At 71.3% G+C, this 13,241-nt stretch carries 16 protein-coding genes and 3 tRNA genes; 5 read left to right on the plus strand and 14 right to left on the minus strand.

Features of this window, described 5'->3' with window-relative positions:
- The first annotated feature begins 68 nt into the window (after nt 1-68).
- Nucleotides 69-143: transfer RNA gene (locus tag ETP66_RS05765), tRNA-Val, on the plus strand.
- 375 nt (nt 144-518) lie between these two features.
- Here the strand turns inward: ETP66_RS05765 and ETP66_RS05770 are convergent.
- Both ETP66_RS05770 and ETP66_RS05775 read right to left on the minus strand, forming a co-directional pair.
- A tRNA-Phe gene (locus ETP66_RS05770) sits at nt 519-594 on the minus strand.
- Nucleotide 595: 1 nt separating this feature from the next.
- Nucleotides 596-672 (minus strand) — tRNA-Asp (locus ETP66_RS05775).
- 64 nt (nt 673-736) lie between these two features.
- Here ETP66_RS05775 and ETP66_RS05780 point away from each other — a divergent pair.
- Nucleotides 737-1,108 (plus strand): SRA domain-containing endonuclease, encoded by a 372-nt coding sequence (locus tag ETP66_RS05780; RefSeq protein WP_130841477.1) that lies wholly within the window; start codon nt 737-739, stop codon nt 1,106-1,108.
- Here the strand turns inward: ETP66_RS05780 and ETP66_RS05785 are convergent.
- Nucleotides 1,065-1,823: a type III pantothenate kinase gene (locus tag ETP66_RS05785; RefSeq protein ID WP_130841478.1), complete on the minus strand. Its 759-nt coding sequence runs from the start codon at nt 1,821-1,823 to the stop codon at nt 1,065-1,067. The genes ETP66_RS05780 and ETP66_RS05785 overlap by 44 nt on opposite strands.
- Before the next feature lie 3 nt (nt 1,824-1,826).
- The gene (locus ETP66_RS05790; RefSeq protein WP_130841479.1) at nt 1,827-2,252 is read right to left on the minus strand and encodes an OsmC family protein; all 426 of its coding nucleotides are present in this window, start codon (nt 2,250-2,252) and stop codon (nt 1,827-1,829) included.
- 48 nt (nt 2,253-2,300) lie between these two features.
- Between ETP66_RS05790 and ETP66_RS05795 the strand changes: the two genes are divergently transcribed.
- Nucleotides 2,301-3,389: an N-acetylmuramoyl-L-alanine amidase gene (locus ETP66_RS05795; RefSeq protein ID WP_130841480.1), complete on the plus strand. Its 1,089-nt coding sequence runs from the start codon at nt 2,301-2,303 to the stop codon at nt 3,387-3,389.
- Nucleotides 3,390-3,391: 2 nt separating this feature from the next.
- Here ETP66_RS05795 and ETP66_RS05800 read toward each other — a convergent pair whose 3' ends face one another.
- Both ETP66_RS05800 and ETP66_RS05805 read right to left on the minus strand, forming a co-directional pair.
- A complete protein-coding gene (locus ETP66_RS05800) occupies nt 3,392-4,426 on the minus strand; it encodes a hypothetical protein (protein ID WP_130841481.1) in 1,035 nt (344 codons plus the stop codon).
- A gap of 12 nt (nt 4,427-4,438) precedes the next feature.
- Entirely contained in the window at nt 4,439-5,203 is a 765-nt protein-coding gene (locus tag ETP66_RS05805; RefSeq protein WP_201738477.1) for a serine/threonine-protein kinase, read from the minus strand.
- A gap of 57 nt (nt 5,204-5,260) precedes the next feature.
- Between ETP66_RS05805 and ETP66_RS05810 the strand changes: the two genes are divergently transcribed.
- Both ETP66_RS05810 and lepB read left to right on the plus strand, forming a co-directional pair.
- Nucleotides 5,261-6,016 (plus strand): patatin-like phospholipase family protein, encoded by a 756-nt coding sequence (locus ETP66_RS05810; RefSeq protein WP_130841483.1) that lies wholly within the window; start codon nt 5,261-5,263, stop codon nt 6,014-6,016.
- Entirely contained in the window at nt 6,013-6,819 is an 807-nt protein-coding gene (gene lepB, locus ETP66_RS05815; protein ID WP_130841485.1) for a signal peptidase I, read from the plus strand. The genes ETP66_RS05810 and lepB overlap by 4 nt, the downstream gene beginning before the upstream one ends.
- Here the strand turns inward: lepB and ETP66_RS05820 are convergent.
- From ETP66_RS05820 to ETP66_RS05855, 8 genes are all read right to left on the minus strand, one after another.
- Nucleotides 6,812-7,372, minus strand: a complete 561-nt coding sequence (locus ETP66_RS05820; RefSeq protein ID WP_130841487.1) for a LutC/YkgG family protein — start codon at nt 7,370-7,372, stop codon at nt 6,812-6,814. The two genes, lepB and ETP66_RS05820, sit on opposite strands and share 8 nt — an antisense overlap.
- Nucleotides 7,362-8,768 carry a LutB/LldF family L-lactate oxidation iron-sulfur protein gene (locus ETP66_RS05825; protein WP_130841489.1) on the minus strand — a complete coding sequence of 469 codons (1,407 nt, stop codon included), beginning with the start codon at nt 8,766-8,768 and terminating at the stop codon, nt 7,362-7,364. Before ETP66_RS05825 ends, ETP66_RS05820 begins: the two co-directional genes overlap by 11 nt.
- On the minus strand, nt 8,752-9,468 hold the full coding sequence (locus ETP66_RS05830; RefSeq protein ID WP_130841491.1) for a (Fe-S)-binding protein: 717 nt from the start codon (nt 9,466-9,468) through the stop codon (nt 8,752-8,754). The genes ETP66_RS05825 and ETP66_RS05830 overlap by 17 nt, the downstream gene beginning before the upstream one ends.
- Nucleotides 9,469-9,509: 41 nt before the next feature.
- Nucleotides 9,510-10,775, minus strand: coding sequence for a sensor histidine kinase (locus tag ETP66_RS05835; protein WP_130841493.1), 1,266 nt, complete (start codon nt 10,773-10,775; stop codon nt 9,510-9,512).
- Between the two features lie 51 nt (nt 10,776-10,826).
- The gene (locus ETP66_RS05840) at nt 10,827-11,507 is read right to left on the minus strand and encodes a response regulator transcription factor (protein WP_130841495.1); all 681 of its coding nucleotides are present in this window, start codon (nt 11,505-11,507) and stop codon (nt 10,827-10,829) included.
- On the minus strand, nt 11,504-11,866 hold the full coding sequence (locus tag ETP66_RS05845; protein WP_130841497.1) for a hypothetical protein: 363 nt from the start codon (nt 11,864-11,866) through the stop codon (nt 11,504-11,506). The genes ETP66_RS05840 and ETP66_RS05845 overlap by 4 nt, the downstream gene beginning before the upstream one ends.
- Nucleotides 11,867-11,877: 11 nt before the next feature.
- Nucleotides 11,878-12,525 carry a DUF502 domain-containing protein gene (locus ETP66_RS05850; RefSeq protein WP_130841499.1) on the minus strand — a complete coding sequence of 216 codons (648 nt, stop codon included), beginning with the start codon at nt 12,523-12,525 and terminating at the stop codon, nt 11,878-11,880.
- Nucleotides 12,526-12,587: 62 nt separating this feature from the next.
- Complete coding sequence (locus ETP66_RS05855; protein WP_130841501.1) at nt 12,588-13,196, minus strand: helix-turn-helix domain-containing protein; 609 nt, start codon at nt 13,194-13,196, stop codon at nt 12,588-12,590.
- Nucleotides 13,197-13,241: the final 45 nt, after the last annotated feature.

The following is a 13,241-nucleotide window of genomic DNA, read 5'->3' on the forward strand; positions in this document are numbered from 1 at the left end:
AAATGTGGTGGCCAATTACACTTGCTTGACAGGCCTCCTCGGGGCGTGCTACCCTGCGAGGGGCCCAGGGGCGGCTAGCTCAGCGGAAGAGCGCTCGCCTCACACGCGAGAGGTCGTAGGTTCAAGTCCTACGCCGCCCACCAGTACCAGGACACAAAACCTCCCCCCTCGGTAGCGAGGGGGGAAACGCTTCGGAGGGCCATTTGGGGAGCCATTGGGGCCGGAGGTAGGGGGATGCCCCCGCTCCCCGCCTTGGGAGTCAGGCGGGGAGCCCTTTTTTCGGCGGTTGGCCCCGAGCCTGGGGCCACGGGGCGGGAGCCCTTAGCGGTTCCTCCGGGTCCGCGGCGGTGGGCGGCGAAGTTTGGGCCCGCAGTCCGCCGTCCGTTCTGCTCGGATGGGCTTATCCTAAGACTATGACCCCCGGGAAAGGGCATAGGGGTTCCCGAAGCCGCGGCCTCGGTCCGCCATAGGGAACTCCCGCCCTCGCTTCCAAGGGCGGGAGCTTGGCCTTCTGGAGCTGGTGCCGAGGGGCGGAATCGAACCGCCGACACCGCGATTTTCAGTCGCGTGCTCTACCGACTGAGCTACCTCGGCCTGGCGGCCCCGACGGGACTCGAACCCGCGATCTCCCACGTGACAGGCGGGTGTGTTAACCAACTACACCACGGGGCCAAGGGTTTTGCCGGGTCGGGGGCGTCCGACCGGGCACTTAGGATGATAGCCGGGGGAAGGGGAAGTGTCAAGCTTGAGCTGGAGCGAGGTCTTCGCCGTTCACCGCAGCCGGAGGGGCATCGGGGAGCAAAGCCTCCTGGTGGACCGGGGGGAGTCGGGGTACCGGAACCTCTTCCTGGCGGACGGACGCATCCTCTACATGGGGGAGGGCCGGCGGGGCCACCAGGAGCCCCTAGGGGGCAACCTGCGCCTCCTCCTGGCCTACCGGGAAGGAAAGCCCCTCCGGGTTTTCCTGCGGGAGCGGCCTGGGCTTTGGCGGGATCTGGGGCTCTACCGGGTGGAGGCCTTCCGCTACGAGCTCTGGTCCGAGGAGGGGCGGTACGTGTACTGGTTTACCCTTGCGCCAGGTGGATGCGCAGAAGCCCCTTCAGGGTGAGGTCTTCGTCCACCACGTCGAAGGAGGGGCAGAGGTCCTTGAGGGTGGTGGCGAAGCCTCCGGTGGCGATGACCAGCGCCTCCCCCGCTTCCTCCTCCATGCGCCGCACCATCCCCTCCACCAGGGCGGCGTAGCCCAGGACCAGGCCGGAGCGGAGGGCCTCCAGGGTGTTCTTGCCCACCACCCCCTTGGGGGGCACCAGGTCGATGCGGGGGAGCTTGGCGGTGCGGGCGGCCAGGGCGTCGGCAGCGGTCTGGGGGCCGATGGTGATGGCCCCGCCCAGGTAGCGGCCCGGGGCCTCCACCAGGTCGAAGGTGGTGGCGGTGCCGAAGTCCACCACGATGTAGCGGCCCGTGGGGCTCCCGTAGGCCAGGGCCCCCACGGCGTTCACCAGGCGGTCGGCCCCGGCCTCCTTGGGGTTTTCGATGAGGACCTCCAGCCCCGTGGCCGCCGCGTCCACCACCCGGGCCCGGATGCCGAAGAGCTTGGCGATGGCCTCCCCCATCTCCCGCTCCACCGGGGGCACCACGCTGGCGAGGAGGGCGGCCTCCGGAGGGGGGAGGCCCTCCAGGGCGAAGAGGTTTTTGAGGAGGACGCGGTACTCGCTTTCCATGCGCATCCGGTCGGTGTGGATGCGGAAGTGGGCCACCAGCTCCTCCCCCAGGAAGAGCCCCAGGGCGGTGGAGGTGTTGCCGATATCCACGGCCAGGAGCACGGTTCAGGCTCCTTCCGCTTCCCCTTCCCAGGGTTCCAGCACCACCTTGGTGGCGATCTCCGCGTTCAGGCTGGCGGAAACCGAGCAGTACTTGGTGTGGGAGAGGTGGACGGCCCGCTCCAGGGCCTCCAGGGTCACCCCCGGCCCCGAGGCGATGTGGGTCACGGTGATGCGGGTGTAGCGCTTGGGGTGGGCCTCCGCCCGCACCCCCTCCACCTCCACCCGGTAGCGGGCCAGGGGCTGCTTCTTCTTGCGCATGATGTCCACCACATCGTAGGCGGTGCAGGCCCCCAGGGCCATGAGGAGGAGTTCCATGGGGCGGGGCCCGGTGGCGGGCTGGTCCCCGTCGATCATCGCCTTGTCCCCGCTCTCGTTCACCCCTAGGAAGCGGTGCCCCACCAGCTGGTAGACTACGACCCTCTTCGTCATGAGCCGGATTTTACCAAGCCTTCATCCAACCCGCTAGAATGGCGATAGATGCGGGTATGGCTCCTCCTTTTCGCCTGGCTATGGAGCCTGGCCTACGCCCTTCCCCGGGTGGGGGTGCACGAGGGCTTCACCCGCCTGGTCTTTGACCTCCCCGCTCCCGTGGACCACACCCTTTCCCAGGAAGGGGAGGTGCTGGTGATCCTTCTCCCGGGCCTCCGGGCCGAGGCTCGGGACCAGGTGGTGAACTCCCGGGAGGTGGTCTCGGTCCAGACCGTGCCCGTGGAGGGAGGGGTGCGGGTCCTGGTCCGCCTCAGGGGCCCTGTGGAGGCCACGGTGCGCCGTCTCCCCGACCCCGAGCGCCTGGTGGTGGACCTGGCCCTGAGGCAGACCCTCCCCCAGGCTCCGGCGGTTCCCGCCCCCCAGAACCGCGCCCCCAGCCGTCCCCGGCCCGTGATCCTCTTGGACCCCGGCCACGGGGGGGTCGACCCGGGGATGGTGGGGTATGTGGTGGAGAAGGAGGTAGCCCTGGATGTGAGCCTACGCCTCCGGCGCCTTTTGGAGCAGCAGGGCCTCGAGGTCCGCCTCACCCGGGACCGGGACATGCACCTCTCCCCCGACAAGCGGGAAGACCTCTCCCGGCGGGCGGCCATGGCCGACAGTTCCCAGGTGCACCTCTTTGTCTCCGTCCACGTGAACGCCAGCCCCACCCGCACCGCCCGGGGGGTGGAGGTCTTCTACTTCGGTCGGGCCCAGGACCCGAGGGTCCTCGCCCAGGTGATCCGGGAAAACGGCGGGGGGGAGATCGGCCAGCGCCTCACCCAGGAGGCCCGCACCGCGGCGGAGCGCATCCTCCACGACATCGTGGCCCAGGCCAACCAGCGCTACAGCCAGCGCCTGGCGGAAACCCTGGGCCGCCACCTCTCCCAGGCCACGGGGAGCCCCTACCGCGGGAGCTTTCCCGGCGACTTTTTCGTCCTGCGCTACGCCCGGGTGCCCGCGGTCTTGGTGGAGGTGGGCTTCGGGGACCACCCGGTGGAGGGCCGCCAGCTGGCGGACCCCGCCTACCGGGAGCGGGTGGCCCAGGGCCTGGCGAACGGCATCCTGGCCTTCCTGGCCAACGGGGCCTTCGGCCGGTAGACCTATTCCCCGGGATCGGGACAGGGGGCGAGGGGCAAGGGCCCCAGGGCCTGGAAGGCCACGGGCCGCCAGGAGGGGTTCAGGGGCTCCCCCCGGAGCCGGAAGGGCCGCCAGGGGAGCCTCAGGGCCTCGAGGCGGTGGCCCAGGGGTCGGCCTGGGAAGCGCTCCAGGTTGAGGAAAAGCCCCTCCCCCTGGAAGAGGGGCCGGTAGGAGTACCCGTAGGCCCAGGGGGGGTCCAGGGCCCGCAGGGAGGCCATGGGGCCGCCCCCGTAGCGGGCCCCCAGGGGGCCGATCCAGAGGCCCTGCAAGACGCCCTCTACCTCCACCTCCCCTGCCAGGAAGGGGCCCTGCCAGGCCCGCAGGTAGACGAACCCGGGGCGCCGCACCAGGAGGGCTTCTCCCGTCTGCAGGCCCCTCCAGTCCAGGAGGAGGCCCTCCGAGTCCCCCTCCACCTCCAGGCGCCCCACCGCCCCCCGCTCCCCCAGAAAGCGCAGGTAGTCGTTCCCGGGGAAGCCGCTTCGGTAGCCCCAGGCCCGCCCCCCCCTCAGGCCCAGGAAGAAGGCGTCGAAGCCCCCGGGCCCCGCCACGCGGCCCACCAGGAAGAGGGTCCCGTGGCGGTAAAACCCCCCGTAGGCGTACCCCTCCCCCGGTAAGGGGAGGCGCAGGGCCCGTTCCCTCCCCGCCAGGGCCAGGGCTTCCCAGCCCCCCGGGCCCCGGTGCCCCCCCCAGGCGAAGCGGCCGTCCGTGCCCCAGAGGATCCCCTGCCCTCCCGCGAAGGCGGCCAGGGGCTTTCCCCTCCCGTCCAGCTCCGCCCATAGGAGGCCCTCCCCCAGGTGGCCCACGGCCAGGTACCCCCCGGCCCTCGGTGCCAGGCCGTAGAGGGCGGAGTTTTCCCCTTCCCCCAAAGCGTAAGCGCCCCCAGGCCCCAGGACCAGGGCCCGGTGCCCCCCCTCCACCAGAAGCCGCCCCACAGCCACCTCTCCCAGGCCCGCGAAGAGGGCGGAGCCCAGGAGGGTGGCGAGGAGGAGGCAGCCCACCGCGCCGTCCTCCTAGAAGGGAAAGGCCTCCAGGGCCTCCTTTGCCGAGGGAAAGCGCTCCTTGGGGGATTTGGCCAGGAGGCGCTCCAGGTAGGCCTGCTCCCTTGGGGCGAGTCCGGGAATGGGGGGGGCGGGCTGCCGCAGGTGCCCCAGGAGGACCTCCTCCGGCTCCCCCACGAAGGGGTGTTCCCCGGAGAGGAGCCAGTAGAGCACCACTCCCGCGGCGTAGAGGTCGGCCTCGGGGCCCGGGCTTCGCCCCAGGACCTGCTCCGGGGCCAGGTAGGGGAGGGTGCCCACCCTGAGGGGCCTCTTGAAGGCCTCGAGGGCCGGCCCCGAGAGGTCGAAGTCCACCAGCCGGGCCTCGTCGGTGCCGGCCACGATGACGTTCTCCGGCTTCACGTCCCGGTGCACCAGGCCCCGGCCGTGCATGTGGGCCAGGGCGGCGAGGAGCTGGTGGAAGACCCTGAGGGCCCGCCCGCGCCCCGGGCGGCGCAGGGTCCAGCGGCCGAGCTCCTCCCCGGGAGCGTAGGCCAGGAGGAGGGCCGGGCCCTCCTCCAGGTCCAAAGGCGCCAGCACCGGGTTGAGGTTGGGGTGGGCGAGGCGCCTCCCCACCCAAAGCTCCCGGTCCCGCCTCCCCCCGGCCCCCCGGGGGAAGACCTTGAGGGCGTAGGGGGCGCCGAAAGGGTCGAAGGCCAGGTAGACGGTGGCCAGGGCGCCCCGGCCCAGGGGGCGCACCACCCGGTACCTCCGGAGGAGGGTTTTCCCGGCCAGGCTCACCGCCTCTACTATACCCGTCCCTCACCTCTTTCACCTGCAACCCGTTAGGATTTGGGCGTGCGCGGGCTGGCGCTTTCCGGCGGAGGGGCCAGGGGGCTCGCCCATATCGGGGCCCTGGAGGTCTTCTTGGAGGCCGGTTTGGACTTCCAGGTGGTGGCGGGCACCAGCATGGGGGCCATCGTGGGGGCCCTCTTCGCCGCGGGGAAGACCCCGGCGGAGATGCTTGCCATCGCCCGCAGCACCCCCTGGCTGCGCCTCATCAGCCCCTCCTTGCGGCGGGGGCTCTTTTCCCGCCGCGCCTTAAGGGACTACCTGGCCCACCATCTCCCCCCCCGCTTCGAGGACCTCCGGCGCCCCCTGGTGGTCCCGGCGGTGGAGGTGGGCACGGGGCGCCTCCACTACCTGAGCCAGGGGGACCTCCTGAGCGCGGTCCTGGCCTCCGCCGCCCTGCCCGGGCTCCTGGCCCCGGTGGAGCGGGAGGGTAGCTGGCTTTTCGACGGCGGCATCCTGGACAACCTGCCCGTGGACGCGGCCCGCTTCCTGGGGGCCAAGGAGGTATACGCGGTGGACGTGACCCCGGACGGGGTGCACCATCCTCCCCCGGAAGGGCCCCTGGCCCTAGCCCGCCACGCGGTGGACATCATGCAGGCCCACCTCAACCGGTTGCGGCTGGCCCTCTACCCCCCGGAGGTCTACCTGCGCCCGGAGCTCACGGGCCTCGGCGTGGAGGACTTCCTGCGCCTGGAAGAGGCAGTAGAGGCGGGGCGGGAGGCCGCCCGGCGGGTCCTTGCGGGTAGAGTGGGAGGGGTATGAAGGCCTTCTGGGAGTATCTCTTCAAGGAGTGGTTCCGCCAGGTGGGGGAGGCCCTCCTTCTGGCCTTTTTGGTCACCACCTTCCTCTTCACCACCGTGGGGGTGGTGGGGCAGAGCATGTTCCCCGCCCTGGCCAACGGGGAGCGGGTCCTGGTGCCCAAGTGGGAGATGTGGCTGGTGCGCTTCGGCCTCGCGGAGTGGCGCCGGGGGGATATCGCCATCCTCAAACCCCCGGAGGGCACCCCCCACGCCACCGCCCGCTTCCCCGTCCTGGGCTTCACCTTCCGCGCCTTCTTCATCAAGCGCATCGTGGCCGTGCCCGGGGACGAGGTCTACGTGGACCGGGGGGTGGTCTACGTGAACGGGGTGCCCCTCAACGAGCGGCACATCACCGACCGCCTCTCCCCCTGGCCCGACTCCTTCCCCGGCGTCTGCTACCGGGACGGGCGGATGACCCGGATCCTCACCCAGCAGGGGGATTTCCCCGTGAACCTCCTCCCCGGGTACCTGGGGCCCCTGGTGGAGATGCTCCAGCCCCCTTCGGAAGAGGTCCTGGCCCGTAGCCGCCTGGGGGAGGCTTGCGAGGTGGGGCGCATCCGGCTCAAGGAGGGGTACTACTTCGTCATGGGGGATAACCGCACCCTGGGGGGTTCGGAGGACTCCCGCACCTTCGGCCCCGTGCCCGTAGAGGCCATCGCCGGGCGGGCCAGCTCCGTCTGGTGGCCGCCCTTGGTGCGGGAAGAGGGGGGGTGGCGCTGGAACCTGAGGCGCCTCCCTCCCCCCGAGGCCTACGAGGTCAGGTGAGGACCACCACCCAAAGCCGCCCGGGCCCGTGGACCCCCTTCACCATTACCTGGCCGATGTCCGCGCTCTTGGAGGGGCCGGAGTGGAGCCCCAGGGCGCTGGGCAGGGCCTTATGGTCCTGGAAAGCTTCCAGCAGGGTGGGGTAGACCCGCTCCCTTTCCACCAGGACCAGGTGGGTGGGGGGGAGGAGCTGGGCCTTCCGGCCGTCTTCCGAGGAGAGGGCCACGCTTCCCGTCTCGGCCACGGCGAAAAGCGCCCAGGAAACCCCCAAGGGGGCCTCCTCCGGGGGGAGCTCGGGGAGGGGGCGGAAGCCCTCGGGCACCCCCCTGCCGTAGGCCGCCCCGGGGAGGCCCTGGGCCAGCTCCCTCAGGAGGGCTAACGCCCCCTCCTGGTCCAGGAGGCGCCCTTCGGCCCCGTTTTCGGCGAGGCGCCTCAGGAAGAGGTCCAGGGGGTCTGCCGGGAGGGCGTGGTGGGGAAGCTCTGGGAGAAGGGCTTTGGGGCGCTCCTTCAGGGCCTTGCGGATGCGGGCCAGGATGCGGGCTCTAGCCTCCACGGGCCTCCTCCTTGATCTCCTTCCAAAGCTCGTGGAAGGGCCTGGGGCTGGGCCTGAGGGGTCCCCGGCCCTCGGCCCAGGCCTTGAGGACGGGGAGGTAAACCTGGAGCTCCTGGGGCAGGGGGAGGCCCCTTAGGGCCTTGGAGAGGAGGCGGTAGAGGGCGGGGCTTCCCATCACCCGGGCGAAGGCCCCTATGGCCCCCCGCTCCCAGGCGGGGGCCAGGCCCTCCTCCACCGCCCGGTGCCGCCAGGTGAGGAGGAGCCTGGGGATGGGGATCTTCACCGGACAGGCCTCCTGGCAGGCCCCGCAGAGGGTGGAGGCGTAGGGAAGGGGGTAGGCCTCCTCCAGGCCCAAAAGCCCCGGGTCCAGCACCGCCCCGATGGGCCCGGAGTAGACGTAGCCGTAGGGGTGGCCCCCCGTCTGGCGGTAGACGGGGCAGGCGTTGAGGCAGGCCCCGCAGCGCAGGCACCTTAGGACCTCCCAGGCCTCAGGGTCGGCGAGGAGGGCGGTGCGCCCGTGGTCCACCAGGACCACGTGCACCTCCTCGGGGCCCTCCTCCCCTTCCCTGGCCGGGCCCTGGAGGAGGGAGACGAAGGTGGAAAGCCGCTGCCCCGTGGCCGCCCGGGCGGTGAGGGGCAGGAAGAGGGCGAGGTCTTGGAGGCGGGGGAGGAGCTTTTCGATGCCCACGAAGGCCACGTGCACCTTGGGGAGGCTCGTGGAAAGCCTTATGTTCCCCTCGTTTTCCATCAGGGCCAGGGTGCCCGTCTCCGCCACCAGGAAGTTGGCCCCGCTGATGCCGAGCTCCGCGGTGAGGAAGGCTTCCCGCAAGACCCTCCTGGCCACCTGGGCCAGGGCCTCGGGGGGGGCGTCGGGGGGGGTGCCGAAGCGCCCGTGGAAAAGCTCCTGGATCTCCTTCAGGGTGAGGTGGATGGCCGGGCCCACGATGTGGCTCGGGGGCTCCCCCAGGAGCTGGATGAGGTATTCCCCGAGGTCGGTCTCGTAGACCTCCACCCCCAGGGACTCCAGGAGGGGGTTCACCCCCAGCTCCTCGGTGAGCATGCTCTTGGCCTTCACCGCCCGCCTTACCCCGTGCCGGGCCACCACCTCCCGCAGAAGCCGGTGGGCCTCCTCCGGCCCCTCGGCCCAGTGGACCTGCACCCCGTTTTCCCGAAGCCGCCCTTCCGCCAGCTCCAGGTAGTGGTCCAGGTGCGTGAGCACGTGGTCCTTGACCCGCCTGGCCCGCTCCCGCCAGGCCTCGGTGTCGATCTCGCCGTAGGCCCGGAGGCGGTTCCGCTCGAAGTGCAAGGTGGCCCCGGTGACCGCCTCCCGCACCGAGGGCCTTTCCCGGAGAAGCCTCGCCGCCTCCTTGGGGTAGCGCTTAGCCTTGGCCCGCATACGCCTCCCAGAGCAGGGTGGCCAGGGGGGCCACCCGCACGCCTTGGCCCAGCTTGGCCATCCGGCCCGCGAGGTGGAGGAGGCAGCCCGCGTCCGTGGAGGTGAGGACCTCCGCCTTTGGCAGGGTGGCCAGCTTGCGGTCGGCCATGCTCAAGGACACCTCGGGGAGCTTCACGGAGAAAAGCCCCCCAAAGCCGCAGCACTCCTCCGCCGCTTCCCAGGGGAGGAGCTCGGCCCCGGCGTTTTGGAGGAGGAGGAGGGGCTCCGCCTTCACCCCCAGCTCCCTCAGGGCGTGGCAGCCGTGGTGGTAGGCCACCCGCCTGCCCCTAAGCCCTTCCCCCAGCTTCTCCACCCCCAGGACCCGCACCAGGAACTGGGAGAGCTCGTAGGTCTTCTCCGAGAGGGCCAGGGCCCCCTGGTCCCCGGGGAGGAGCTCGGGGTAGTGGTTTCGCACCATGCTGGCGCAGCTTCCCGAGGGCAGGACCACGTACTCCGCTTCCCGGAAGACCTCGAGGCTCCTCTTGGCCAGGGCCCTAGCCTCCCCCCAGTGCCCGGCGTTGAAGGCGGGCTGGCCGCAGCAGGTCTGGTCCTCGGGGAAGTCCACCTCCACCCCGAGGGCGCGCAGGAGCCGGACCGCCGCCACCCCGGCCTCCGCGTAGAACTGGTCGGCCAGGCAGGTGATGAAAAGGGCTACCCGCATCTGCGCCCCAGCATACCCCGAAGGCCTGAAGGGGAGGGGGCTTAGGCCTCCTCTTCCTCCCGCAAAAGGGGCAGGCGGACCCGGAAGACCGTGCACCCGGGCCGGCTTTCCACGGCGATCTCCCCCCCGTGGGCCTGGGCGATGGCCCGGGCGATGGCCAGGCCGAGCCCCGTGCCCCCCCCGGGCCCCCGGGCGAAGCGCTGGAAGAGGCGGGGGAGGAGGTCCTCGGGGATCCCCGGCCCCCGGTCCTCCACCTCCAGGAGGGCCCAGTCCCCCTGCCGCAGGAGGCGCACCTCCACCCCCTCCTGCCCTGCGGCCCGCACCCCGTTGGCGATGAGGTTGCGGAGCATCTGCAGGAGGCGGTCGGGATCCCCCAGGACCTCCAGGGCCTCCCCCCGGAAGGCCACCCCCTGCTCCCGGGCCGCCTCCCCGGCCAGGGCCTTCAGGTCCACGATGTGGGGGTTGAGGGCCCGCTCCGCCTCCCCCCGGGCCAGGGCCAGGAGGTCCTCCACCAGGCGGCGCATCCTCTCGGCGGTGGCGCGGGCGCTGGTGAGGGCCTCCCCGTCCAAAGGGTTCCGCCCCAGGCGGTCCAGGTGGCCCAGGAGGACGGTGAGGGGGGTCCTGAGCTCGTGGCTCACCTCCGCCAGGAAGGCCCGCTCCTTCTCCTTAGCCTCCCGCAAGGCCCGCAGGAGGCCGTTCACCGCCTGCACCATGCCCCCGAACTCGTCCTTGGGCAGGGAGAGGGCCACGGGGTCCAGGCGCTCGGGGCTCCGCCCCGCGATCTCCCGGGCGGCATGCTCCAGGGGCAGGGCCGCCAGGCGGGCGGTGAGGTAGACCAGGAGGACGCCTAGGGGGAAGAGGAAGAAGAAGGCTTCCAGCAGGGCCCGGCGCAGGGCGGCAAGGGCCAGCTCGATGGGGGCGGTGTCCTGGGTGAGGGCCAGGAGGCCTAGGGGGGTGCGGACAAGGGCCGCGGCAAAGCCCCGTTCCCAGACCGCCTTGGGGGTTTCCCCCACCCCCTGGAGGGCCCCTTGGGGCAGGCGGTGCTCCGGCTGGGTGAGGACCAGGGGCTCCCCGTCCGCCGCGTAGAGGTGGAGGTAGACCCCTCCGGTGGTGAGCAGGACCCCCGCCTGACCGAGGCGGTAGGCCTCCGCCGCCCGCCGGGCGTCCTGGAGAAGGGTGGCCTCCAGATGCCCCCGGAGGGCGCCCTCCACCGCCCGCCCCGCTAGGTAGAGGGCGCTGGCCAGGAAGAGGAGCCAGAGCAGACTGAAGGAGAGGAAGAGCCTGAGCCGAAAAGAAAGGGGGAGCATCGGCTCGAGGTCAGACCCGGGGCTTGGGCAGGGGTGGGCCGCCCAGGGGGCTCATCCCTCCTCCCCCTTGCCCGGGCGCACCGCGTAGCCCAGGCCCCGCACCGTGCGCAGGTAGCCGTAGGCTCCCGCCTCCCGCAGCTTGGCCCGGAGGTTGGCCACGTGCACGTCCAGGACGTTGGACTCCCGCCCCAGGGGCCTGCCCCAGACCCGCTCCTCGATCTCCTGCCGGGGGAAGACCCTCCCGGGACGGCCCATGAGGAGCTGGAGGAGCTCAAACTCCTTGGGGGAGAGCCGCACCTCCACCTCTCCGAAGAAGACCTGCCGCCTCTTGGGGTAGAGCTCCAGCTTGCCCACGCTGAGGATCTCGCTTCCCTCCCGGTGGCGGAGCTGCACCTGGATGCGGGCCAGGAGCTCCGCCGGGTGGAAGGGCTTCACCAGGTAGTCGTCGGCCCCGTCGGCCAGGAGGCCCACCTTGCGCTCGATGGCGTCTTGGGCGGTGAGGACCAGGATGGGGGTGTCGTCGGTGGCCCGGATGCGCCGGGCCACCTCGGCCCCGTCCAGGTCGGGCAGGCCTAGGTCCAGGACCACCAGGTCGGGCCGCCTTTCCCGGTGCCGTACCAGGCCCTCCATCCCGCCCTTGGCCCAGTCCACGGCGAAGCCCGCCTCCTTGAGCTCCAGCTCCACCAGCCGGGCCACCTCGGGGTCGTCCTCGATGAGCAGGATCCGTTTCATGGCCAAAGCCTTTCCGGAGGGGTGAGGCCGTAGACCTCCCGGAGGAGCCTGAGAAGGCTGATCCGCTCCCCTTGGTGGAGGAGGAGCACGTCCCCCCGGTCGGCTACGGCAGGCAGGGGCCTGGGCCTTTCCCCGGGGAGGGCCAGGAGGAGCTGCACCTCCTGCCCCGCCCTGGGGGCGAGGGGCTGGGAGAGGGGAAGGAGCCTTTTCCCCTCCACCCGCCAGGCCCCGTGGAGGGTGCGCAGGTCGGGGGAGAGGAGCCTCAGCTCCGTGCCCGGGGGGAGGCTCGGGCCCAGAAGGGGGGGCAGGGCACCCAGGGCCAGGCCCAGTAGGGGAAGGGCCAGGAGGAGGCGGCGCATCATGCCCTATTCTAGGGGGAGCCCTCTACCCTTTGTGGGAGGGAGGTTAAGGGGCCTGAAGGTTTTTCCGGCAACAGGAACCCGGCGGAAACCACGTACTTCAGGGCCTCCTCCACGCTGATGTCCAAGGGAATCACCTCCTCGGAGGGCACCAGGATGACCACCCCGCTGGCGGGCACGGGGCTCGTGGGCACGAGGACGGCGGTGTAGCCCTCGGGGAGGGGCGGGAGCCGGCTTCCCACGGGCTGGACCACGAAGCAGAGCACGTATAGCCCCCGCCTGGGGTACTCGATCACCGCGGCCCGGCTGAACTTCACCTCCTTCTGGCCGAAGAGGGTGTGGGCGATCTGCTGCACCGCCTTGTAGATGTCCCGCACGATGGGGAAGAGGAGGAGGGAGCGCTCCAGGGAGAGGATCAGCCTCCTGCCCAGGTAGTTCTCCGCCAGGGTGCCCACCAGATAGATGAGGACCACCGCCAGGAAGAGGCCCACGAAGGGGAGGAGGGGCAGGTAGGACCGGGGCACCTCGAGGTCCAGGAAGCGGAGGAAGCCCTGGATGTACCCTCCGGAGTAGGTGTAGACCCAGCCGAGGAAGTAGAGGGTGACCAGGAGGGGCAGCAGGGTGATGAGCCCGGTGAGGAAGCGCTGGCGGAGGCGCATGCCTCTAAGTTTACGCAAAGGGGGGCCCTGGGGGTATAGGCCCCCCACCCCGCCCCTGGGGGCTACCGCCCGTCCCCGCGGCTGCGGGCCAGCTCCTCCAGGCCCCGGATGTCCTTGAGGAGGATCTTGCCGTAGCCCGAGCGGATGTAACCCTCCCGGGCCAGCTCCCCGATGACCTTGGTCACCGTCTCCCGGACGCTGCCCACCGCGGCGGCCAGCTCGTCGTGGGTGGCCCGTAGCACCAGACCCTCCTCCTCCTCCTTGGCCAAGGGGGTTTCCGAAAGCTCCAAGAGGGCTGCGGCCATGCGGTTCTTGAGGCGCTGGGTGGCCAGGCGCTCGATGCGGCGGTAGGCGTTGGAGAGGGCCTGAGAGAGGTGGCAGAGCAGGTCCTTGACCTCTTCGGGCGGAGCCTCCTTGGGCAGGGTTTCCGCCACCACTTCCGTCACCGCCTCGGCGAAGTAGCCTCGCTCTAGACCGAAGAGGGCTTCCTCCCCGAAGTATCCCCCGGGGCGCACCAGGCGCAGGGTGAGGGCATTGCCCTCACCGTCCACCGCCTCGAGGCGCACCAGGCCCTGGAGGACCCGGTAGACCCGGTCCCTGGGCCCCGGCACCCCGGGGTAGAGGATGACCTCGCCGGGCTTGAAGCTCACCGTCTCGCGGGCCTGGATCATGGCGTGCCTCCTTGCCCCCAGGCTAGCACGCCCGGAAGATTTTGT

The sequence above is a fragment of the Thermus thermamylovorans genome, assembly GCF_004307015.1.
Lineage (GTDB): Bacteria > Deinococcota > Deinococci > Deinococcales > Thermaceae > Thermus > Thermus thermamylovorans.

Excerpts from the sequence above, each read along its gene's own strand:
- ETP66_RS05845 (WP_130841497.1), bottom strand. The coding sequence starts at position 11,866 with ATGCGCCGCCTCCTCCTGGCCCTTCCCCTACTGGGCCTGGCCCTGGGT.
- ETP66_RS05835 (WP_130841493.1), bottom strand. The coding sequence starts at position 10,775 with ATGCTCCCCCTTTCTTTTCGGCTCAGGCTCTTCCTCTCCTTCAGTCTG.
- ETP66_RS05855 (WP_130841501.1), bottom strand. The coding sequence starts at position 13,196 with ATGATCCAGGCCCGCGAGACGGTGAGCTTCAAGCCCGGCGAGGTCATC.
- ETP66_RS05840 (WP_130841495.1), bottom strand. The coding sequence starts at position 11,507 with ATGAAACGGATCCTGCTCATCGAGGACGACCCCGAGGTGGCCCGGCTG.
- ETP66_RS05850 (WP_130841499.1), bottom strand. The coding sequence starts at position 12,525 with ATGCGCCTCCGCCAGCGCTTCCTCACCGGGCTCATCACCCTGCTGCCC.
- ETP66_RS05790 (WP_130841479.1), bottom strand. The coding sequence starts at position 2,252 with ATGACGAAGAGGGTCGTAGTCTACCAGCTGGTGGGGCACCGCTTCCTA.
- lepB (WP_130841485.1), top strand. The coding sequence starts at position 6,013 with ATGAAGGCCTTCTGGGAGTATCTCTTCAAGGAGTGGTTCCGCCAGGTG.
- ETP66_RS05795 (WP_130841480.1), top strand. The coding sequence starts at position 2,301 with ATGCGGGTATGGCTCCTCCTTTTCGCCTGGCTATGGAGCCTGGCCTAC.
- ETP66_RS05830 (WP_130841491.1), bottom strand. The coding sequence starts at position 9,468 with ATGCGGGTAGCCCTTTTCATCACCTGCCTGGCCGACCAGTTCTACGCG.
- ETP66_RS05825 (WP_130841489.1), bottom strand. The coding sequence starts at position 8,768 with ATGCGGGCCAAGGCTAAGCGCTACCCCAAGGAGGCGGCGAGGCTTCTC.